Source organism: Burkholderia sp. FW306-1C-G01B, assembly GCF_058781685.1.
In genome coordinates, this window is the sequence record NZ_JBYSWZ010000011.1 from 179872 (window position 1) to 202126 (window position 22255).

At 68.0% G+C, this 22255-nt stretch carries 19 protein-coding genes; 13 read left to right on the forward strand and 6 right to left on the reverse strand.

Annotated elements, in window-relative coordinates; all coding sequences use genetic code 11:
- Nucleotide 1 precedes the first annotated feature (1 nt).
- Together bpeB and AC3WLY_RS22605 are read left to right on the forward strand one after the other, a co-directional pair.
- On the forward strand, nt 2-3202 hold the full coding sequence (gene bpeB / locus AC3WLY_RS22600; protein ID WP_175961953.1) for an efflux RND transporter permease BpeB: 3201 nt from the start codon (nt 2-4) through the stop codon (nt 3200-3202).
- Nucleotides 3202-4725: an efflux transporter outer membrane subunit gene (locus AC3WLY_RS22605; RefSeq protein WP_492308945.1), complete on the forward strand. Its 1524-nt coding sequence runs from the start codon at nt 3202-3204 to the stop codon at nt 4723-4725. The genes bpeB and AC3WLY_RS22605 overlap by 1 nt, the downstream gene beginning before the upstream one ends.
- 132 nt (nt 4726-4857) lie before the next feature.
- Here AC3WLY_RS22605 and AC3WLY_RS22610 read toward each other — a convergent pair whose 3' ends face one another.
- Nucleotides 4858-6234 carry a nucleobase:cation symporter-2 family protein gene (locus tag AC3WLY_RS22610; RefSeq protein ID WP_492308944.1) on the reverse strand — a complete coding sequence of 459 codons (1377 nt, stop codon included), beginning with the start codon at nt 6232-6234 and terminating at the stop codon, nt 4858-4860.
- Between the two features lie 5 nt (nt 6235-6239).
- Nucleotides 6240-6680 (reverse strand): hypothetical protein, encoded by a 441-nt coding sequence (locus AC3WLY_RS22615; protein ID WP_492308943.1) that lies wholly within the window; start codon nt 6678-6680, stop codon nt 6240-6242.
- 3 nt (nt 6681-6683) lie between these two features.
- Here AC3WLY_RS22615 and AC3WLY_RS22620 point away from each other — a divergent pair, with 3 nt between their 5' ends.
- The 3 genes from AC3WLY_RS22620 to fghA all read left to right on the forward strand — a co-directional run bounded on the left by AC3WLY_RS22620 (nt 6684) and on the right by fghA (nt 10361).
- Nucleotides 6684-8150: a xylulokinase gene (locus AC3WLY_RS22620; RefSeq protein ID WP_492308942.1), complete on the forward strand. Its 1467-nt coding sequence runs from the start codon at nt 6684-6686 to the stop codon at nt 8148-8150.
- A gap of 239 nt (nt 8151-8389) precedes the next feature.
- Nucleotides 8390-9496 carry an S-(hydroxymethyl)glutathione dehydrogenase/class III alcohol dehydrogenase gene (locus AC3WLY_RS22625; RefSeq protein WP_006483756.1) on the forward strand — a complete coding sequence of 369 codons (1107 nt, stop codon included), beginning with the start codon at nt 8390-8392 and terminating at the stop codon, nt 9494-9496.
- Between the two features lie 16 nt (nt 9497-9512).
- On the forward strand, nt 9513-10361 hold the full coding sequence (gene fghA, locus AC3WLY_RS22630) for an S-formylglutathione hydrolase (protein WP_492308941.1): 849 nt from the start codon (nt 9513-9515) through the stop codon (nt 10359-10361).
- A 128-nt stretch (nt 10362-10489) separates the two neighbouring features.
- Here fghA and AC3WLY_RS22635 read toward each other — a convergent pair whose 3' ends face one another.
- The 4 genes from AC3WLY_RS22635 to AC3WLY_RS22650 are packed head-to-tail and all read right to left on the reverse strand — an operon-like array spanning nt 10490 to nt 13589.
- Entirely contained in the window at nt 10490-11272 is a 783-nt protein-coding gene (locus tag AC3WLY_RS22635) for a metal ABC transporter permease (RefSeq protein ID WP_174419802.1), read from the reverse strand.
- The gene (locus AC3WLY_RS22640; RefSeq protein WP_175961944.1) at nt 11265-12152 is read right to left on the reverse strand and encodes an ABC transporter ATP-binding protein; all 888 of its coding nucleotides are present in this window, start codon (nt 12150-12152) and stop codon (nt 11265-11267) included. The genes AC3WLY_RS22635 and AC3WLY_RS22640 overlap by 8 nt, the downstream gene beginning before the upstream one ends.
- A 14-nt stretch (nt 12153-12166) precedes the next feature.
- Nucleotides 12167-13081, reverse strand: coding sequence for a metal ABC transporter solute-binding protein, Zn/Mn family (locus tag AC3WLY_RS22645; protein ID WP_492308940.1), 915 nt, complete (start codon nt 13079-13081; stop codon nt 12167-12169).
- A 46-nt stretch (nt 13082-13127) separates the two neighbouring features.
- Complete coding sequence (locus AC3WLY_RS22650) at nt 13128-13589, reverse strand: Fur family transcriptional regulator (protein ID WP_011546084.1); 462 nt, start codon at nt 13587-13589, stop codon at nt 13128-13130.
- 328 nt (nt 13590-13917) lie between these two features.
- On the opposite strand from AC3WLY_RS22650, the gene AC3WLY_RS22655 reads away from it, so the two are divergent.
- The 8 genes from AC3WLY_RS22655 (at nt 13918) to AC3WLY_RS22690 (ending at nt 22247) form a co-directional block, all read left to right on the forward strand.
- Nucleotides 13918-14694, forward strand: coding sequence for an L-iditol 2-dehydrogenase (locus AC3WLY_RS22655; RefSeq protein WP_034178892.1), 777 nt, complete (start codon nt 13918-13920; stop codon nt 14692-14694).
- Between the two features lie 93 nt (nt 14695-14787).
- A complete protein-coding gene (locus AC3WLY_RS22660; protein ID WP_492308939.1) occupies nt 14788-15744 on the forward strand; it encodes a sugar kinase in 957 nt (318 codons plus the stop codon).
- Nucleotides 15732-17093 (forward strand): D-tagatose-bisphosphate aldolase, class II, non-catalytic subunit, encoded by a 1362-nt coding sequence (locus tag AC3WLY_RS22665; RefSeq protein WP_492308938.1) that lies wholly within the window; start codon nt 15732-15734, stop codon nt 17091-17093. Before AC3WLY_RS22660 ends, AC3WLY_RS22665 begins: the two co-directional genes overlap by 13 nt.
- A gap of 58 nt (nt 17094-17151) precedes the next feature.
- A complete protein-coding gene (locus AC3WLY_RS22670; protein ID WP_492308937.1) occupies nt 17152-18477 on the forward strand; it encodes an ABC transporter substrate-binding protein in 1326 nt (441 codons plus the stop codon).
- 114 nt (nt 18478-18591) lie between these two features.
- Complete coding sequence (locus AC3WLY_RS22675) at nt 18592-19539, forward strand: carbohydrate ABC transporter permease (protein WP_425133098.1); 948 nt, start codon at nt 18592-18594, stop codon at nt 19537-19539.
- Nucleotides 19536-20387, forward strand: coding sequence for a carbohydrate ABC transporter permease (locus tag AC3WLY_RS22680; protein WP_310142283.1), 852 nt, complete (start codon nt 19536-19538; stop codon nt 20385-20387). Before AC3WLY_RS22675 ends, AC3WLY_RS22680 begins: the two co-directional genes overlap by 4 nt.
- Nucleotides 20384-21082 (forward strand): HAD family hydrolase, encoded by a 699-nt coding sequence (locus AC3WLY_RS22685; RefSeq protein ID WP_492308936.1) that lies wholly within the window; start codon nt 20384-20386, stop codon nt 21080-21082. The genes AC3WLY_RS22680 and AC3WLY_RS22685 overlap by 4 nt, the downstream gene beginning before the upstream one ends.
- 55 nt (nt 21083-21137) lie before the next feature.
- Nucleotides 21138-22247: an ABC transporter ATP-binding protein gene (locus tag AC3WLY_RS22690; RefSeq protein ID WP_492308935.1), complete on the forward strand. Its 1110-nt coding sequence runs from the start codon at nt 21138-21140 to the stop codon at nt 22245-22247.
- Nucleotides 22248-22255 lie beyond the last annotated feature (8 nt).

Below are 22255 nucleotides of genomic sequence, written 5' to 3' on the forward strand. Positions count from 1 at the left end.
CATGGCAAAGTTTTTTATCGATCGCCCGATCTTCGCGTGGGTGATCGCCATCATCCTGATGCTGGCCGGCATCGCGGCGATCTTCACGCTGCCGATCTCGCAGTATCCGACGATCGCGCCGCCGTCGATCCAGATCACCGCGAACTACCCGGGCGCTTCCGCGAAAACGGTGGAAGACACGGTGACGCAGGTGATCGAGCAGCAGATGAGCGGTCTCGACAACTTCCTGTACATGTCGTCGACGAGTGACGACTCGGGCAACGCGACGATCACGCTGACCTTCGCGCCGGGCACCAACGCCGACATCGCGCAGGTCCAGGTGCAGAACAAGCTGTCGCTCGCGACGCCGGTTCTGCCGCAGGTCGTGCAGCAGCTCGGCCTGTCGGTGACGAAGTCGAGCAGCAGCTTCCTGCTGGTGCTCGCCTTCAACTCCGAAGACGGCAGCATGAACAAGTACGACCTCGCGAACTTCGTGGCGTCGCACGTGAAGGATCCGATCAGCCGGTTGAACGGCGTCGGTACCGTCACGCTGTTCGGCTCGCAGTACGCGATGCGGATCTGGCTCGACCCGAACCGCCTGACGAACTACGGCCTCACGCCGGTCGACGTGAGCTCCGCGATCACCGCGCAGAACGTGCAGGTCGCGGGCGGCCAGATCGGCGGCACGCCGGCGAAGCCGGGCACCGTGCTGCAGGCGACGATCACCGAATCGACGCTGCTGCAGACGCCCGAGCAGTTCGGCAACATCCTGCTGAAGGTCAACCAGGACGGCTCGCAGGTGCGCCTGAAGGACGTCGCGCAGATCGGCCTCGGCGGTGAAAACTACAACTTCGACACGAAGTACAACGGTCAGCCGACCGCGGCACTCGGTATCCAGCTCGCGACCAACGCGAACGCGCTCGCGACCGCGAAGGCCGTGCGCGCGAAGATCGACGAGCTGGCGCCGTTCTTCCCGCACGGCCTCGTCGTGAAGTATCCGTACGACACGACGCCGTTCGTGAAGCTGTCGATCGAGGAAGTGGTCAAGACGCTGCTCGAAGGTATCGTGCTGGTGTTCCTCGTGATGTATCTGTTCCTGCAGAACCTGCGGGCGACGATCATCCCGACGATCGCGGTGCCGGTCGTGCTGCTCGGCACGTTCGCGATCATGTCGCTGGTGGGCTTCTCGATCAACACGCTGTCGATGTTCGGCCTCGTGCTCGCGATCGGCCTGCTGGTCGACGATGCGATCGTGGTGGTCGAGAACGTCGAGCGCGTGATGGCGGAAGAGGGCCTGTCACCGAAGGAGGCGACCCGCAAGGCGATGGGCCAGATCACCGGCGCACTCGTCGGCGTGGCGCTCGTGCTGTCGGCGGTGTTCGTGCCGGTCGCGTTCTCCGGCGGGTCGGTCGGCGCGATCTATCGCCAGTTCTCGCTGACGATCGTGTCGGCGATGGTGCTGTCGGTGCTCGTCGCGTTGATTCTGACGCCGGCGCTGTGCGCGACGATCCTGAAGCCGATCCCGCAAGGGCATCACGAAGAGAAGAAGGGCTTCTTCGGCTGGTTCAACCGCACGTTCAACAACAGCCGCGACAAGTACCACGTCGGCGTGCACCACGTGATCAAGCGTTCGGGCCGCTGGCTCATCATCTACCTGGTCGTGATCGTCGCGGTTGGCCTGCTGTTCGTGCGCCTGCCGAAGTCGTTCCTGCCCGATGAAGACCAGGGCCTGATGTTCGTGATCGTGCAGACGCCGTCGGGTTCGACGCAGGAAACGACCGCGAAGACGCTCGCGAACATTTCCGACTACCTGCTGAAGGACGAGAAGGAAATCGTCGAATCGGCGTTCACGGTGAACGGCTTCAGCTTCGCGGGCCGCGGCCAGAACTCGGGTCTCGTGTTCATACGCCTGAAGGACTACTCGCAGCGTCAGCATGCGAACCAGAAGGTGCAGGCGCTGATCGGCCGGATGTTCGGGCGCTACGCGGGCTACAAGGACGCGATCGTGATCCCGTTCAACCCGCCGTCGATCCCCGAACTCGGTACGGCCGCCGGCTTCGACTTCGAGCTGACGGACAACGCCGGTCTCGGCCACGACGCGCTGATGGCCGCGCGTAACCAGCTGCTCGGGATGGCCTCGAAGGATCCGACGCTGCAGGGCGTGCGCCCGAACGGCCTGAACGACACGCCGCAGTACAAGGTCGACATCGACCGCGAGAAGGCGAATGCGCTCGGCGTGACGGCGGATGCGATCGACCAGACGTTCTCGATCGCATGGGCGTCGAAGTACGTGAACAACTTCCTCGACACCGACGGCCGGATCAAGAAGGTCTACGTGCAGGCCGACGCACCGTTCCGGATGACGCCGGAGGACATGAACATCTGGTACGTGCGCAACGGGTCGGGCGGGATGGTGCCGTTCAGCGCGTTCGCGACCGGTCACTGGACCTACGGTTCGCCGAAGCTCGAGCGCTATAACGGTATCTCGGCGATGGAAATCCAGGGTCAGGCGGCACCGGGCAAGTCGACCGGTCAGGCGATGACCGCGATGGAAGGGCTCGCGAAGAAGCTGCCGGTCGGTATCGGCTATTCGTGGACCGGCCTGTCGTTCCAGGAAATCCAGTCCGGTTCGCAGGCGCCGATCCTGTACGCGATCTCGATCCTCGTCGTGTTCCTGTGTCTCGCGGCGCTGTATGAAAGCTGGTCGATCCCGTTCTCGGTGATCATGGTCGTGCCGCTCGGCGTGATCGGTGCACTGCTCGCGGCGACGATGCGCGGCCTCGAGAACGACGTGTTCTTCCAGGTCGGCCTGCTGACCACCGTGGGCCTGTCCGCGAAGAACGCGATCCTGATCGTCGAGTTTGCGCGCGAGCTGCAGGAGTCGGAGAAGATGGGGCCGATCGAGGCCGCGCTGGAAGCGGCGCGCCTGCGGCTGCGTCCGATCCTGATGACGTCGCTCGCGTTCATTCTCGGCGTGATGCCGCTCGCGATCAGCAACGGCGCGGGTTCGGCGAGCCAGCACGCGATCGGTACGGGCGTGATCGGCGGGATGATCACGGCGACGTTCCTCGCGATCTTCATGATCCCGATGTTCTTCGTGAAGATCCGCGCGATCTTCAGCGGCGAGAAGGAAGATGTCGACGAGGCGCTGCGTCTTGCGCAGGATCACATGCACGAGGCGGAGAAGGGCGGCCACGGCGACGACGAGAAGAAGGGACAGTGATGATGCAAAAACACGCTTTGACTGCAATCGCGGTCGCGCTCTTTGCCACGGGCTGCACGATGGCGCCGCATTACAAACGGCCCGACGCACCCGTCGCACAGGCGTACCCGGCCGGCGGCGTCTACGCGACGCAGCCGGGCGCTGCCGGCGCGCGCAGCGCGAACGGCCAGGCGGCGACCGCCATCGGCTGGCGCGAGTTCTTCGTCGATCCGCGCCTGCAGCGGCTGATCGAGATCGCGCTGAAGAACAACCGCGACCTGCGCGTGTCGGTGCTGAACATCGAGGCGGCGCGCGCGCAGTACCAGATCACGCGCGCGGGCCTGTTCCCGACGCTCGACGGCACCGGTACGGGCAGCATCCAGCGCGTACCGCAGGGCTTGTCGACGACCGGTGCGCCGTACATCTCGCGCAGCTACAACGTCGGGCTTTCCGCGTCGTGGGAACTCGACCTGTTCGGCCGCGTGCAGAGCCTGAAGGACCAGGCGCTCGCGCAGTACCTGTCGACCGCGTACGCACGGCAGGCGTCGGAAATCTCGCTGGTGTCGCAGGTGGCTGACCAGTACCTGACGCTGCTGTCGACCGACGATTTGCTGAAGGTCACGGAAAACACGCTGAAGACCGCGCAGGCGTCGTACGACCTGACGAAGCTGCAGTTCGACAACGGCACGGGCTCCGAGCTCGATCTGCGTCAGGCGCAGACGGTGGTCGAGACGGCGCTCGCGAACCAGCAGGCGCAGGCGCGTGCGCGTGCGCAGGCGCTGAACGCGCTGGTGCTGCTGATCGGCGAGCCGCTGCCGGACGACCTGCCGCCGGGCATGCCGCTCGACGCGCAGAACCTGCTGACGGACGTGCCGGCCGGGTTGCCGTCGGACCTGCTGACGCGTCGTCCGGACGTGATGCAGGCCGAGCAGACGCTGCTGGCCGCGAACGCGAACATCGGCGCGGCACGCGCGGCGTTCTTCCCGAAGATCTCGTTGACCGCGGCATTCGGCACCGCGAGCCCGACGCTCGGCGGCCTGTTCAAGGCCGGTACGGCGGCGTGGTCGTTTGCGCCGAGTATTGCGCTGCCGATCTTCGAGGGCGGTTCGAACATCGCCAATCTCGATCTCGCGCACGTGCAGAAGCGCATCGAGATCGCGAACTACGAGAAGGCGATCCAGTCGGCATTCCGCGAAGTGTCGGACGGGCTGGCTGCACGCGGCACGTACGATCAGCAGATCGCCGCGCTCGAACGCAACGAGCACGCGCAGCAGCGCCGCTTCGACCTGTCGGACCTGCGTTACAAGAACGGCGTCGACAGCTACCTGTCGGTGCTGACCGCGCAGACGGATTTGTACTCGGCGCAGCAGACGCTCATCAGCGCGCGTCTCGCGCGCTGGACGAACCTGGTCGACCTGTACCGCGCACTGGGCGGCGGCTGGACCCAGCGCGCCGGCGAGACGCCGCGCGCGCCGGATGAGCCGGTCGACTACGACAAGGCGGCAGCGCCGGCGCCCGCGTCGTCGGCGGCAACGAACGGGTAAGCGCGAAGCAGGGCGGGAGCGGGCGACCGCTCCTGTCCGTCGAACCGGCGGTATGTGGAAACGACAACGCCACGGACGAAAGTCCGTGGCGTTTTTCGTTACCGCGTTGCGCCGTCGTCCGGTGCGGCGCGATCAGTGGCGCACGTCGGCGGGCCGCCCGTCGAAGTCGTGCCCTGCGCGGCGGATGTCGCACTTCGCATCCTTTTCGCCTTTCACGCCGTTGAACACGATGTTCAGGATCACGGACGTTACCGATGCCAGCAGGATGCCGCTGTGCAGGATCGGTGCGAGCGCGGGCGGCAGCTTCGAGAAGAAGTGCGGCGACACGACCGGCACGAGGCCCATGCCGACGCTCACGGCGACGATGAACAGGTTGTGGCTGTTGTTCACGAAGTCGACCTTCGACAGCACCTTGATGCCGTTCGCGGCCACCATCCCGAACATCACGATGCCCGCGCCGCCGAGCACGAACGGCGGCACCGACGCGACGACCTGCGCCATCTTCGGGAACAGGCCGAGCATCACGAGGATCACGCCGCCCGTCGCGCACACGAACCGGCTCTTCACACCCGTCACGCCGATCAGGCCGACGTTCTGCGAGAACGACGTATGCGGGAACGAGTTGAAGATGCCGCCGATCAGCGTGCCGAGGCCGTCGACGCGCAGGCCGCGTACCAGGCGCTCCTGGTCGACCGGACGATCGACCATGTCGCCGACCGCGAGGAACATGCCGGTCGATTCGATGAACGTGACGAACATCACCGTGACCATCGTCGCGATCGACAGCGGGTCGAAGTGCGGCCAGCCGAAGTGGAACGGCATCACGAAGCCGACCCACGGCGCGAGCGACACGCCTTCGGTGTTCACGCGGCCGAGGATGAACGCGATCACGAAGCCGGCGACGATGCCGAGCAGTACCGAGATGTTCGCGATGAAACCGCGGCCGAACTTGTTGATCAGCAGGATCAGCGTCAGCACGAGCAGCGACAGGCCGAGATAGACCGGGCTGCCGTATTCGGGATTGCCGACGCCGCCGGCGGCCCAGTTGATGCCGACTTCCATCAGCGACAGCCCGATCACGGCAATCACGGTGCCGACCACCACCGGCGGGAAAAACCGCAACAGCTTGCCGATCGTCGGCGCCAGCACGATGCCGATGATGCCGGCCGCGATGGTCGAGCCGAAGATGTCGAGAATGCCGAGGCCGGGGTTCGTGCCGATCGCGATCATCGGGCCGACGGCCGCGAACGTGCAGCCCATGATGACAGGCAGGCGGATCCCGAAGATCCACAGGCCCAGCGTCTGGATCAGCGTGGCGATGCCGCACGAAAACAGATCGGCGCTGATCAGGAACGCGATCTGGTCTTTCGGCAGCTTGAGCGCGCCGCCGACGATAAGCGGCACGGCGACGGCGCCGGCGTACATGACGAGGACGTGTTGCAGACCAAGCGTTACCAGCTTGCCGGTCGGCAGCACCTCATCGCACGGATGGACCGTGTTCGATTGCATCTGTCTCACTCCATGATCTTGTTTTCGGGGTGATACGAAGTTATGCGGAATGAATCCGTGCAACAAGAGCACTGGGTACTATTCCGTTCTTTGCTGGTTCGATATGCCATTTCGGCATGAAACAGGGTGTCGATCATCGGGAAACTGCCGCAGGAGTGAGGTTCCCCGGTTTTATAGCCCTTCAAAATAGCGCCGGCCCCCATGTCAAATATCGGCCGCTTTATGGTGTGTATCGGCGCGGCCGCATAGTGGCAAAAAGGGGTGTCGGAAAACCGCGCCGGGTTAACCCGCGAACGGCCGCTTTTGCGCGCAAGGTGCAGCCCGGCGAAACCCGGCTGCCGACCGCGGCTTCCGTGCATCGCATGGCGCTGCGGTGAGCGCAAAAGCCGGGGCGAGTATCGCGATCCCGTTATCATCGACATCCGTTCATTCGAATTCACCGTCACGTCATGCGCCTGCTCGGAATCGACCTCGGCACCGGCTCCGTCAAACTCGTCACGCTCGATGCCGACGGCGTCGAGCGTGCGGTCGCGAGCGAACCCTATACGTTGTCGTCGCCGCGGCCCGGCTGGGCCGAGATCGCGCCCGATGCCTGGTGGCAGGCGCTCGTGCGCGCGGCCGCGCGGCTGCCGGCCGGCGAGCGCGCGCAGGTCGCGGCGATCGGCTTCTCGGGCCAGATGCATGGCGTCGTGCTGATCGATGCGGCCGGGCAGCCGGTGCGGCCCGCGCTGCTGTGGCCCGACACGCGCGCGGTGCGCGAAGCGGACGCGTCCGATTGGTCCGTTGCCGGAATGCCCGTCGCCGGATTGCCCGTCGCCCCGAACCCGGTCGCGCCGGGCATGGCAGGCCCGCTGTTGCGCTGGCTGGCCGCGCACGAGCCCGATGCGCTGCGCGCCGCGCGCTGGGCCGTGCAGCCGAAGGACTGGTTGCGCATCGCGCTCGGCGGCGACGTCGCGGCCGATCCGAGCGATGCGTGCGCGACCGCGCTCGCGACGCCCGACGGCGCATGGGATACGGCATTGATCGACGCGCTCGGCCTGCCGGCCGACCGGTTCGCGCCGGTCCATGCGTCGACTGCGCGCAGCGGTACGCTCGGTGCGCAGGCGGCCGCGGCGCTCGGTCTGCCGGCCGGCGTGCCGCTGGCGACGGGCGCGGCCGACACCGCATGCGCGGCGCTCGGCAGCGGGCTCGCCGCGGCCGGCGACGCGCTGCTGACGACGGGCAGCGGCGGCCAGATCGTCGTGCTCGCGGATACGCTGCCGCCCGCGCGGCGCGGGCTGCATCGCTATCGCGCGGCAGCCGGCGGCGGTTATTACACGATGGCCGCGATGCAGAACGTCGGGCTCGCGCTCGAAGCCGTGCGCGGCTGGCTCGGTTATTCGGGATGGGCGGATGCGTATGACGACGCGTTCGCGCAACCGGCGTCGGAACGGCTGTGCTTCCTGCCCTACCTGACCGGCGAGCGTTCGCCGTGGATGAACCCCGATGCGCGCGGCGGCTGGCTCGGCCTCGGGCTCGGCGACACGCGCGGCGCGATGATGCGTGCCGCGTTCGAAGGCGTCGCGTTCGCGTTGCGCGCGGGGCTCGATGCAATTCGCGATGCGGATCGTCGCGACCCGGTGACGACGCTGCGTCTCGCGGGCGGCGGCTCGGTCGATCCGCGCTGGCGCCAGTTGCTCGCCGACGCGCTCGGCGCGTCGCTGCACGCGATCGATTGCCCGAACGCCGCGACGCGCGGCGCCGCGCTGCTCGCGGGCGTCGCGATCGGACACTGGCGGGAAGATGCGTTGCACGCGCTGGCGCCGGCTGCGTCGCCGGTCGCCGCGCCGCGCGACGACCGCCTGCTGGCCGCGCGCCACGCACGCTTCATCGATCTGTATACGCGCACGGATGCATGGTTCACGACGGGCGTTTAAACTCGGACACTTGTTCTTTTGCGTCAGCGATGACGCATCGTGGCAAGCCGGCGACCGTTTCCCGCTCGCGGTGTGCGGCGGGACCGGCCATCATGGCGAGCACGAGATGCTTTTGCCGTGTCACGCGATGTCGCGCGGCATGGTTTCGACAGCTTTGAACGGGGCCCGGTGCGAATGGGACCTGCGTAAGCGCCGAAGCGCCGCCCCGGGCAACCTAATTGACAGACAGGAGTGACACGATGAAAACGAAAGCCGCGATTGCATGGAAGGCGGGTGCGCCGCTGACGATCGAGGAAGTCGATCTCGAAGGGCCGCGCGCAGGCGAAGTGCTGATCGAAGTGAAGGCGACCGGCATCTGCCACACCGACTACTACACGCTGTCGGGTGCCGATCCGGAAGGGATCTTCCCAGCGATCCTCGGCCATGAAGGCGCGGGCGTGGTGGTCGACGTCGGCCCCGGCGTCGGCACCGTGCGCAAGGGCGACCACGTGATTCCGCTCTACACGCCGGAATGCCGCGAGTGCAAGTTCTGCCTGTCGCGCAAGACCAACCTGTGCCAGAAGATCCGCGCGACGCAGGGCAAGGGCCTGATGCCCGACGCGACGTCGCGTTTCTCGCTCGACGGCAAGCCGCTGTTCCACTACATGGGCACGTCGACGTTCTCGAACTACATCGTCGTGCCGGAGATCGCGGTCGCGAAGGTGCGCGAGGACGCGCCGTTCGACAAGATCTGCTACATCGGCTGCGGCGTGACGACGGGCGTTGGCGCGGTCGTCTATTCGGCGAAGGTCGAGGCCGGTGCGAACGTCGTCGTGTTCGGCCTCGGCGGGATCGGCCTGAACGTGATCCAGGGCGCGAAGATGGTCGGCGCGGACAAGATCATCGGCGTCGACATCAACCCGAAGCGCGTCGAGCTCGCGAAGAAGTTCGGGATGACGCACTTCATCAACCCGAACGAAGTCGAGAACGTCGTCGACCACATCGTGCAGCTGACCGACGGCGGCGCCGACTACTCGTTCGAATGCGTCGGCAACGTGAAGCTGATGCGCCAGGCGCTCGAGTGCACGCACAAGGGCTGGGGCCAGTCGTTCATCATCGGTGTGGCCGCAGCCGGCGAGGAAATCAGCACGCGTCCGTTCCAGCTCGTGACGGGTCGCGAGTGGAAGGGCTCGGCGTTCGGCGGCGCGCGCGGCCGCACCGACGTGCCGAAGATCGTCGACTGGTACATGGAAGGCAAGATCAACATCGACGACCTGATCACGCACACGCTGCCGCTCGAGCGGATCAACGAAGGCTTCGACCTGATGAAGGCCGGCGAGTCGATCCGCTCGGTCGTGCTGTACTGACCGGGAGCGCACCGTCATGCTCGAACTCGTTTCCTCGCATGCGTGCCACGGCGGCGAGCAGCGCTTCTACCGCCACGATTCGGCGGCGATCGGCCTGCCGATGAAGTTCTCGGTGTACCTGCCGCCGCAGGCCGCGCACGGCCGCGTGCCGGCGCTGTTCTACCTCGCGGGGCTGACCTGCACCGACGAGACGTTCGCGATCAAGGCCGGCGCGCAGCAATACGCGGCGCAGCACGGCGTCGCGCTCGTGATGCCCGACACGAGCCCGCGCGGTGCGGGCGTGCCGGGCGAGACCGATGCGTGGGACTTCGGTGTCGGCGCGGGCTTCTACGTCGATGCGACCGAGGCGCCGTGGTCCACGCATTACCGGATGGAGTCGTACGTGACGGGCGAGCTGCGCGAGCTCGTCGCGGCCGAGCTGCCGATCGACGGCGCGCGGCTCGGGATCTTCGGGCACTCGATGGGCGGACACGGCGCGCTGACGCTCGCGCTGCGTCATCCCGGCCTGTACCGGTCGGTGTCGGCGTTCGCGCCGATCGCCGCGCCGACGCGCTGCCCGTGGGGCGAGAAGGCGTTCTCGGGTTATCTCGGCGACGATCGCGACGCGTGGAACGCACACGACGCAAGCGAGCTCGTCGCGCGCGCCGATGCGCCGAAGTTCGCGGACGGCATCCTGATCGACCAGGGCCTCGCCGATCAATTCCTCGCGAACCAGCTGAACCCCGACGTGTTCGAAGCCGCGTGCGCAAAGGCCGGCCAGCCGCTGACGCTGCGCCGTCATCCGGGCTACGACCACGGGTATTACTTCATCTCGACGTTCATCGCCGATCACATCGCGCATCACGCGCGCGTGCTCTCACGATGAACGGGGAGCGAAGCAGGTAACGCACGCATCGCCGCACGCGATTGCGGGCGCATAAAAAAAACGCCGGCGCTGCCCTCGGGCACGCCGGCGTTTTCATTGGCATCGGGCGGCGATCCGTCGGGCGGCGATCAGTGGCGCCGCAACAGGCTCGCGCCGTACACGAGCGCCGACAGCGCGGTGATCCAGAAGCTCGTCGGCCAGTCGGTGTGATAGGCAAGCGTGATGCCGGCCCACGCCTCGAACAGCGCGAACAGCGCGGCGAGCAGCACGCCCGTCGACAGCCGCGTCGACACGTTCTGCGCGGCCGCGGCCGGCCCGACCAGCAGCGTGAACACGAGCAGCACGCCGACGATCTGCGTCGCGGCGGCCACTGCGAGCGCGCACACCGCGAGGAACAGCATCGACACCGTGCGCAGCGACACGCCCTTGGCTTCGGCCAGTTCGGGCTGCAGCGACGCGAACAGCAGCGGCCGCGCGATCAGCGCGAGCGCGATCAGGCTCACCGCGCCGATGCCGGCCAGCACCGCGAGCGTGTCGTGGCTGACCGCGAGCACGTTGCCGAACAGCAGTGCGGTCACCTGCGTCGCGAACGACGTATAGAAATGCAGGAACAGCAGGCCGAAGCCGAGCGCGCCCGACAGGATCACGCCGATCGCGACGTCGCGGCCCGCGAGCCGTTCGCCGAGCGCGCCCATCCCGATCCCGGCTGCGAGCGTGAAGCCGACCATCCCCCAGATCGGCGAGATGCCGAGCAGCACCGCGCCCGTCGCGCCGGTGAAGCCGACGTGCGACAGCGCATGGCCGGCGAAGGTCTGCCCGCGCAGCACCAGGAAGTAGCCGACGATGCCCGCGAGCACCGCGACGATGCCCGACGCCGCGAAGGCGTTGATCATGAAGTCGTATTCAAACATCGTGCGAATGCCCGGGATGAGCGTGTCCGTGGTGGTGATGGCCGTGTCCGCCGCCGCCGTGCGAGTGGCCGTCGTCGTCCTCGTGTTCGTGGTCGTGCTTCTCGATCTCGACGTCGCCCGACATCACGAAGATCTTGCCGTTCACGCGCATCACGTCGATCGGCGATCCGTAGAGCCGCGACAGCACGGGCTTCGTGATCACCTCGTCGACGGTGCCGAGCGCCGCGACGCCGTTGCCGAGATACAGCACGCGGTCGAGCGCGTTCAGCAGCGGATTCAGTTCGTGTGCGGAGAACAGCACGGTGATGCCGAGCTCGCGCTGCACGTTGCGCACGAGTTCGACCACGCCGCGCTGGTGGTTCGGGTCGAGGCTGATCAGCGGCTCGTCGAGCAGCAGCAGCTTCGGATTGCCGAGCAGGCACTGCGCGAGCAGCAGGCGCTGCCGCTCGCCGCCCGACAGCTCCGACAGCGGCCGGCGCGCGAGCGTCGGGCCGCCGACGAGGTCGAGCACGCGGTCGACCTCGCGGCGTGTCGCCGCATTCGTGTGCGGCAGCCCCCAGCGGTGGCCGTCGGCGGCCATCGCGACGAAGTCGTAGCCGCGCATCCGGCGGTTCGCGAGGCCGCTCCTGATCTGCGGCATGTAGCCGATCGACGCGTTGCCGCGCACGACCGGCACGCCGCCGACGGACAGCGTGCCGGCCGAGACGGGCACGAGGCCGAGCACGGCGCGCATCAGCGTCGTCTTGCCCGCGCCGTTCGGCCCGAGCACGCCGACGAATTCGCCGGGTTCGATCGAGAAGCTGACGTCGCGCAGGATCGTGCGTCCGCCCAGTTCGAGCGTGACGCGATCGACTGCGAGTGCGTGGGGAGTGGCGGTCATGTCGTTGCAGTCGCTTATTTCTTGCCGGCCGAAAGCGCGCTGGAGAGCGCATCGAGCTGGCCGGCCATCCATTGCTGGAAGGTCTTGCCGGCCGGCTGCGTCTCGGTGACGCTGACGGCCGGCACGCCGCCGTCGCGCGCGATCTTCAGCATGCGCCTGGTCATCGGCGCTTCGGCCTGGCTGTTGTAGATCAGCACGCGCACCTGCTTCTTGCGCAGGTCGTTCTCGAACGCGGCGACGTCCTGCGCGCTCGCCTCGGTGTCGTTCATCGTCGCGAGCTGGAAGCGCTGGTTGCGCATGTCGAGCCCGATCGCGTCGGACATGTAGCCGAACACGGGCTCGGTGGCCGTCACCGGCACGCCCTTGTACTGCGCGCGCAGCGCGGCGACCTTGTCGTCGACGGGCTTCAGCGACGCGACGAACTTCTGCAGGTTCGCGTCGTAGTCGGCCTTGTTCGCCGGATCGGCGCGGCCGAGCTCGGCCGCGATTGCGCGCGCGGCGGCCGGCATCGTCGCCGGGTCGTACCACAGGTGCGGGTTGTCGCCGGCCTTCTTGCCGACCAGATCGGCGACGACGATCGTCGCGCGCTTCGCCTGCTTCGATGCGCCGAGCAGCTTGCCCATCCACGGATCGTAGTCGGCGCCGTTGTAGATCACGACCTGCGCGTGCTGGAGCGCGCGGGCGGTCTTCGGGCTTGCTTCGAACAGGTGCGGATCCTGTTCGGGATTGCTGAGGATGCTGGTTACCGCGACGTGGCGGCCGCCGATCTGCGACGCGACATCGCCATAGAAATTCTCGGCGGCGACGACGTTGACGGTCACGGCCTGCGCGAACGCGGGCGCCGCGAGCGACAGCGCGGCGGCAGCGGCGGCAAACCAGCGGACAGGCGACAGGGCGCGCCGCGGCGCGCGCTTCAAGGCAATGGACATGAAACTCCTCGTTGGAAAGGCGGCACATGCGCCGCGCGATGCGGCGTCAGCGTTGCGCGGGCTTGCGCTTGCAGTGGCCGCACAGGCCGCTCAGCTCGACGACCTGGTGGTGGACTTCGAAACCGTGCGCGGGCTCGCTCGCGGACAACTGCTTCGCGAGGTCGCCGCCGGGAATCTCGACGGTGTCGCCGCACGAATCGCAGATCAGGAACTGGCCTTCGTGCGGCACGCCGATCTCGCAGCACGCGAAGAACGCGTTCTTCGATTCGATCCGGTGGATGAAACCGTGCTCGACGAGGAAATCCAGCGCGCGATAGACGGTCGTGGGCGGCACGCGGCCGCGCTGCGGTTCGAGCTCGGCGAGCAGGTCGTACGCGCCGATCGGGCGCTGCGCGGCCAGCACGCGTTCGTAGACCTGGCGGCGCAGCGGCGTCCACGCGAGCCCGTGCTCGGCGGCGAATGCGTCGGCCCGGGACAGCCGGGCGTCAATGGACGATGAGGTAGCCATGGCGTGAAGCAGGCAGTCAAACAGAGTACGGCGATGATATAACGTATCGCCGCGCCGTGCAGCGCGAATTCCCCATTCCGTCTACGCTCCGTCCCCTTCATCGCCGATCCGGCCGCACCGCACCGCGCGCGCCGCGCCTTGCCGGGCGTGCGCCGCGGGCCGGCGCGATGCGCCGTCGTGCCGCAGCGCGTCATAGAAAGCCGTCACGTTGCCTTGACAGCGCGAATCGCGTATCCGATCATTCGATCAATAACAGAGCAATTGATCGGTCTGCGAGCGTTCGCTCACCTCGTGACCGTCGTACAGCAGAACGAACCGGAGACAGCCAGTGAGACTGGAAGACAAGGTCGCGATCCTGACGGGCGCGGCAAGCGGCATCGGCGAGGCGGTCGCGCAACGCTATCTGGACGAGGGCGCGCGCTGCGTGCTCGTCGACGTGAAGCCGGCAGGCGGCTCGCTTGCGCGGCTCATCGAAGCGAACCCCGGCCGCGCGGTGGCCGTCACCGCGGACGTCACGCGCCGCGACGACATCGAGCGGATCGTCGCCACCGCCGTCGAGCGCTTCGGCGGCGTCGACATCCTGTTCAACAACGCGGCGCTGTTCGACATGCGCCCGATCCTCGACGAATCGTGGGACGTGTTCGACCGGCTGTTCGCGGTCAACGTGAAAGGGCTGTTCTTCCTGATGCAGGCCGTCGCGCAGCGGATGGTCGAGCAGGGGCGCGGCGGCAAGATCGTCAATATGTCGTCGCAGGCCGGCCGTCGCGGCGAGGCGCTCGTTTCGCACTACTGCGCGACCAAGGCCGCGGTGATCAGCTATACGCAGTCGGCTGCGCTCGCGCTCGCGCCGCACCGGATCAACGTGAACGGGATCGCGCCGGGCGTCGTCGACACGCCGATGTGGGAGCAGGTCGACGCGCTGTTCGCGCGCTACGAGAACCGGCCGCTCGGCGAGAAGAAGCGGCTGGTCGGCGAAGCCGTGCCGCTCGGCCGCATGGGCGTGCCGGGCGACCTGACGGGCGCCGCGCTGTTCCTCGCGTCGGCCGACGCCGACTACATCACCGCCCAGACGCTGAACGTCGACGGCGGCAACTGGATGAGCTGACGTGGCACCGCTCGCACGCGCAACCTGCCGGCCGGCCTTTGACGACGCGGCATCGCCGCACGCCGCGGCTGCCGTCGAACGAGGGCACGCCTGATGGCCGCGATCGTCGTCGCCGGCGAACTGCTCGCCGAATTCGTCGCCGCCGAGCGCGGCCAGGGTTTCGACGCGCCGGGCCTGTTCGCCGGACCGTTTCCGAGCGGCGCGCCCGCGATCTTTGCCGATCAGGCCGCACGGCTCGGCGCGCGCGTCGCGTATGCGGGCTGCGTCGGCCGCGACGCGTTCGGCGACGCGATCGTCGCGCGGCTCGAACGCGACGGTGTCGATGTCGCGCGCATCCGCCGCGTCGCGCGCCCGACCGGCACCGCGTTCGTCGCGTATCGCGACGACGGTTCGCGCAGCTTCGTCTTCAGTCTTTCCACCAGCGCGGCCGCGTGTGTCGATGCGTCCGACGTCGATACGGCGATGTTCGACGGCTGCCGCTACTTCCATGTGATGGGCTCGTCGCTGACGAGCGAATCGGCGATCGCGGCGGTCCAGCGCGGCGTGATCGAGGCCGCGCGCGCCGGCGCGAAGGTATCGTTCGATCCGAACGTGCGCCCCGAGATGCTGAGCTTCCGTCCGATGCGTGCGGCACTCGACGAAATGCTCGCCGCCTGCCACCTGTTCCTGCCGAGCGAAGCCGACCTGCCGTTCTTCTGCGGGCCGCAGCCGGCCGAGCGCGCGATTGCGGGCCTGCTCGCGACGCATCCGCTGCTCGAGCGCGTCGTGCTGAAGCGCGGCTCGGAAGGCAGCGTCGCGTTCGACCGCGCGAGCCGTGCCGAAGTGCCGGCGTTTCCGGTCGACGAAATCGACCCGACCGGCGCCGGCGACTGCTTCGGCGGCACGCTGGTCGCGAGCCTTGTCGCGGGCATGCCGATCGAGGTCGCGCTGCGCCGCGCGAACGCGGCAGGCGCGATCGCGGTCACGCGGCGCGGCCCGATGGAAGGCAACAGCAGTGCGGCCGAGATCGACCGCTTTCTGACCGAACGAGGTGTGGCATGCCCGGCCTGACGACCGTCGCAGAACGCCCGCGCACCGCGCACGCGGACGCCGTGCTGCGGATGATCTTCGACGCGAACCGCGCGGACGCGCAGCGCGGTATCTATTCGATCTGCAGCGCGCACCGGCTGGTGCTGGAGGCCGCGTGCGAAGCCGCGCGCGCGGACGGCTCGCCGCTGTTGATCGAGGCGACCTGCAACCAGGTGAACCATCTCGGCGGCTATACGGGCATGACGCCCGCCGATTTCCGCTGCGACGTCGATGCGATCGCCGCGCGCTGCGGGCTCGCGCCGTCGGCGCTCGTGCTCGGCGGCGACCATCTCGGCCCGAACCCGTGGCGGCACCGCCGCGCGGCTGACGCGATGCGCGAGGCCGGCGCGATGGTCGCCGCGTATGTCGAAGCCGGTTTCGAAAAGATCCACCTCGATGCGAGCATGGCGTGCGCGGACGATCCGGCGCGGCTCGACGACCGCACGATCGCCGCACGCGCGGCCGAACTGTGCCGCGTGGCGGAACACGCGGCGGCGCGCGCCGGTGTCGCGCCCGTCTACGTGATCGGCACCGAGGTGCCGACGCCGGGCGGCGAGGTCAGCGGCAATCCGGGCGATGCGACCGGCGCGGCGATCGCGCGGATCGCGGTCACGCGCAGCGACAGCATCGCGGCGACGCTCGACGCGCACCGCCGCGCGTTCGCGTCGGCCGGGCTCGACGACGCGTGGACGCGCGTCGTCGCGATCGTCGCGCAGCCGGGTGTCGACTTCGACGATCGCCACGTGCTCGACTACGACAGCGCCAAGGCAGCGTCACTCGGCGCGAGTATCCTGCATACACCGCGCCTCGTGTTCGAGGCGCATTCGACCGATTACCAGACCGAGGGCGCGCTCGCCGCGCTCGTGCGCGACCACTTCGCGGTGTTGAAGGTCGGCCCCGCGCTGACGTTCGCGCTGCGCGAGGCGCTGTTCGCGCTGACGTTCATCGAGGATGCGCTGATCGACGACGTCTTGCAGCGCTCGCGGTTGCGCGACGTGGTCGATGCCGCGATGCGCGCGCAGCCCGAGCACTGGGCGCCGTACTACCGCGGCGACGAAACCGAGCAGCGGCTCGCGCGCCAGTTCAGCTACAGCGACCGGATTCGCTACTACTGGCTGCAGCCGGCCGTCGCGGCCGCGGTCGAGCAGCTGTTCGGCAACCTCGCGCGGCAGCCGGTGCCCGAGACGCTCGTCGCGCAGTGGCTGCCGGATGTCTACGCGGCGTGCCGCGCGGGCGGGCTCGCGAAGGAGCCGCGCGCGTGGGTGCGCCACCGGATACGCGACGTGATCGCGCACTATGCGCGCGCGTGCGGAATGCAGCGGCCGGCGTGACGGGCCGCGAAGGAAACGCAAGACCGACGACACATCGAACAATCACAGGAGACATGCCATGCAACGAAAGATGCTCGACGCCGCCGCACGCTGCTTCGCCGGAGCCGCGCTCGCGACGGCCGCCTGCGCCGCGTCCGCCGGCACGCTGACGATCGCGACGCTGAACAACCCCGACATGATCGAGCTGAAGAAACTGTCGCCGGCGTTCGAGAAGGCGAACCCCGACATCAAGCTGAACTGGGTGATCCTCGAGGAAAACGTGCTGCGCCAGCGCGCGACGACCGACATCACGACCGGCAGCGGCCAGTTCGACGTGATGGCGATCGGCACCTACGAGACGCCGCAGTGGGGCAAGCGCGGCTGGCTCGCGCCGATCACGGGCCTGCCCGCCGACTACGACCTGAACGACATCGTGAAGACCGCGCGCGACAGCCTGTCGTACAACGGCCAGCTCTATGCGCTGCCGTTCTACGTCGAAAGCTCGATGACGTTCTACCGCAAGGACCTGTTCGCGGCGAAGGGGCTGAAGATGCCCGACCAGCCGACCTACGACCAGATCGCCGAGTTCGCGGACAAGCTCACCGACAAGTCGAAGGGCACCTACGGGATCTGCCTGCGCGGCAAGGCCGGCTGGGGCGAGAACATGGCGTTCGTGTCGACGGTCGTGAACACGTTCGGCGGGCGCTGGTTCGACGAGAACTGGAACGCGCAGCTCACGTCGCCCGAATGGAAGAAGGCGATCACGTTCTACGTGAACCTGCTGAAGAAGGACGGCCCGCCGGGAGCGAGCTCGAACGGCTTCAACGAGAACCTGACGCTGACCGCGTCGGGCAAGTGCGCGATGTGGATCGACGCGACGGTCGCGGCCGGGATGCTCTATAACAAGCAGCAGTCGCAGGTCGCCGACAAGATCGGCTTCGCGCCCGCGCCGGTCGCCGCCACGCCGAAGGGCTCGCACTGGCTGTGGGCGTGGGCGCTGGCCGTGCCGAAGACGTCGAAGCAGCAGGATGCCGCGCGCAAGTTCATCGCGTGGGCGACGTCGAGGCAGTACATCGAGATGGTCGGCAAGGACGAGGGCTGGGCGTCGGTGCCGCCGGGCACGCGCGCGTCGACCTATCAGCGCCCCGAGTACAAGGCCGCCGCGCCGTTCTCGGACTTCGTGCTGAAGGCGATCGAGACGGCCGACCCGAACGATCCGTCGCTGAAGAAGGTGCCGTACACGGGCGTGCAGTACGTCGGGATTCCTGAATTCCAGTCGTTCGGCACGGTGGTCGGCCAGTCGATCGCGGGTGCGGTTGCAGGGCAGATGACGGTCGACCAGGCGCTCGCCGCCGGGCAGGCCGCCGCCGACCGCGCGGTACGGCAGGCCGGCTACAAGAAGTAACGCGCAAGCAGTCGCGTGGCCCGCGCCGTGCGCCGTCGCGCGCGGTGCGGGCCGGCGAAGCCGAAAGGCGGGCAGGCCGTTCGCGCCCGCGCATCAACCGGAGGGACCCCGATCATGCGTCACCTGCGTCTTCCCCTGAGTCACGCGCCGTCGGTCGGCGACGCGTCGTTGCCGCCAGGCGCGCCGCGCCGCGCGCGCGGCGGCGCGAGCTGGCTCGTCTCGCCGTCCGTCGCGGTGCTGCTGCTGTGGATGTCGATTCCGCTCGCGATGACGATCTGGTATTCGTTCTCGCGCTACAACCTGCTGAACCCGGACGTGAAGGGTTTCGCGGGGCTCGACAACTACCGCTTCCTCGCGACCGATCCGTCGTTCCTGCCGGCGATCTGGCACACGCTCGTGCTGATCGGCGCGGTGCTCGCGATCACGGTGATCGGCGGCGTGCTGATGTCCGTGCTGTTCGACCGCAAGTTCTACGGGCAGGGCATCGCGCGGCTGCTCGCGATCGCGCCGTTCTTCGTGATGCCCACGGTATCCGCGCTGATCTGGAAGAACATGATCCTGCACCCGGTGTACGGGCTCGTCGCGAACGCGATGCGCGCGTTCGGGATGACGCCGATCGACTGGTTCGCCGATTACCCGCTCACCGCGGTGATCATCATCGTCGCATGGCAATGGCTGCCGTTCGCGTTCCTGATCCTGTTCACCGCGATCCAGTCGCTCGACCAGGAACAGAAGGAAGCCGCGCGCATCGACGGCGCGGGCCCGATCGCGATGTTCTTCTACATCACGCTGCCGCACCTGAAGCGCGCGATCGCCGTGGTCGTGATGATGGAGACGATTTTCCTGCTGTCGATCTTCGCGGAGATCTACACGACGACCGGCGGCGGCCCCGGCGACGCGACCACCAACCTGTCTTACCTGATCTATGCGCTCGGCCTGCAGCAGTTCGACGTCGGCCTCGCGTCCGCGGGCGGCATCATCGCCGTCGTGGTCGCGAACGTCGTGTCGTTCTTCCTCGTGCGGATGCTCGCGCGCAACCTGAAGGGGGAGTACGAGAAATGAGCGACCTGACCTTCGAAGGCCGGCGCGCGCCGGCCGTGTTCGACCTCGTGCGGCGCGCAATGCCCGGCGCGCTCGCGTGGCTGATCGCGCTGCTGCTGTTCTTCCCGATCTTCTGGATGGCGATCACCGCGTTCAAGACCGAGCAGCAGGCATACGCATCGTCGCTGTTCTTCATGCCGACGCTCGACAGCTTCCGCGAGGTGTTCGCGCGCAGCAACTACTTCTCGTTCGCGTGGAATTCGGTGCTGATCTCGGCGGGCGTCACGGTGATCTCGCTGCTGTTCGCGGTGCCGGCCGCCTATGCGATGGCGTTCTTCCCGAACCGCCGCACGCAGAAGGTGCTGCTGTGGATGCTGTCGACGAAGATGATGCCGTCGGTCGGCGTGCTCGTGCCGATCTACCTGCTGTGGAAGAACGCGGGGCTGCTCGACACGGTGTCGGGCCTGGTGATCGTCTACACGCTGATCAACCTGCCGATCGCGGTGTGGATGACCTTCACGTACTTCAACGAGATCCCGAAGGACATCCTGGAAGCCGGCCGCATCGACGGCGCGTCGACGTGGCAGGAGATCGTCTACCTGCTGATGCCGATGGCGCTGCCGGGGCTTGCGTCGACCGCGCTGCTGCTCGTGATCCTGTCGTGGAACGAGGCGTTCTGGAGCATCAACCTGTCGAGCTCGAACGCGGCGCCGCTGACCGTGTTCATCGCGTCGTACTCGAGCCCCGAGGGGCTGTTCTGGGCGAAGCTGTCCGCAGCGTCGCTGCTCGCGGTCGCGCCGATCCTGATCGTCGGCTGGCTGTCGCAGAAGCAGCTCGTGCGCGGGCTCACGTTCGGAGCGGTCAAGTGAGCGCGGCGGGCCAAGGTGCGAACGTGCTGATCTGCGATTGCGACGGCGTGCTGATCGACAGCGAGGCCGTCGCCGCCGACGTGATCGTGCGCGAACTCGACATGCGCTGGCCGGGCGTCGATGCGCGTCCGGCCGTGATGCCGCTGCTCGGGCTGCGCATCGAGCGCGTGCTGGCGGGTGCGAGCGACGCCGTCGGACGCACGCTGTCGGCCGACGACGTCGACGCGATCCGCCGCGCGGTCGAGGCGGCCGCCGTCAATGCGCCGATGGTCGAAGGCATCGACGCGGCGCTCGGCGCGATTCAGTTGACGACGGCCTGCGCGAGCAACAGCTACCGCGCATACGTCGAGGCGGCGCTTGCGCGCACGGGCCTCGCGCGCTTCTTCGGCGAACGGCTGTTCTGCGCGGATTCCGTCGCGCGGCCGAAGCCGGCGCCGGACGTGTATCTCGCGGCCGCGCGCACGCTCGGCGTCGCGCCAGCGCAATGCCTCGTCGTCGAGGACAGCGTGACCGGCATCACCGCGGCGGCCGCGGCCGGCATGACCGTGCTCGGCTTCGTCGGCGGCGGGCATGCGTCGGCCGCGCAGATCGACGCGCTGCGCGGCATCGGCGCGCGTCACGTATTCGACGACATGCACGAGCTGCCCGGCTACGTCGCGCGCTGGCAGGCGACGGGCGCGGTGCTGCCGAACTAGCAACGATTGCGCGCCGCGTACCACGCGGCGCATCACGAACGAACGGAGACAGATCATGGCAAGCGTGCTCCTGCGCAACATCGCGAAGCGCTACGACGAAACCGAAGTGCTGCGCAACGTGAACCTCGACATCGCCGACGGCGAATTCGTCGTGTTCGTCGGCCCGAGCGGCTGCGGCAAATCCACGCTGATGCGGATGATCGCGGGCCTCGAGGATATTTCGAGCGGCGACCTGCTGATCGACGGCGCGAAGGTCAACGACGTGCCGAGCGCGAAGCGCGGCATCGCGATGGTGTTCCAGTCGTATGCGCTGTACCCGCACATGACGCTGTACGACAACATGGCGTTCGGCCTCAAGCTCGCGGGCGCGAAGAAGCCGGAGATCGACCAGGCCGTGAAGCAGGCCGCGAAGATCCTGCACATCGATCACCTGCTCGATCGCAAGCCGAAGCAGCTGTCGGGCGGCCAGCGGCAGCGCGTCGCGATCGGCCGCGCGATCACGCGCAAGCCGAAGGTGTTCCTGTTCGACGAGCCGCTGTCGAACCTCGACGCAGCGCTGCGCGTGAAGATGCGGCTGGAGTTCGCGCGGCTGCACGACGAGCTGAAGACGACGATGATCTACGTGACGCACGACCAGGTCGAGGCGATGACGCTCGCGGACAAGATCGTCGTGCTGTCGGGCGGCGCGGTGCAGCAGGTCGGCACGCCGAACGCGCTGTATCACGCGCCGGCGAACCAGTTCGTCGCGGGCTTCATCGGTTCGCCGAAGATGAACTTCCTGAAGGGTGCGGTCGAATCGGTCGACGCGGGCGGTGTGCTCGTGCGCTTCGACAGTGGCGAGACGCAGTACGTCGCGGTCGAAGCGGCCGGGCTGCAGCGTGGCGCTGCGGTGACGGTCGGCGTGCGACCGGAGCACCTGCTGGTGGGCACGGCGGCCACGGGCGTCGCCGCGCGGACGATGGCCGTCGAGTCGCTCGGCGATGCCGCGTATCTGTACGCGGAGTCGGCGGTCGCGCCGGACGGGCTGATCGCGCGGATTCCGCCGCTCGACACGTATCGCAGCGGCGAGGCGCTGCACGTGCACGCGCAGGCCGAGCACTGCCATCTGTTCGACGAGCACGGGCAGGCGTTTCGCCGGCTCGGCGTGCACGCGAAGGCCGCGTGACGGCCGTG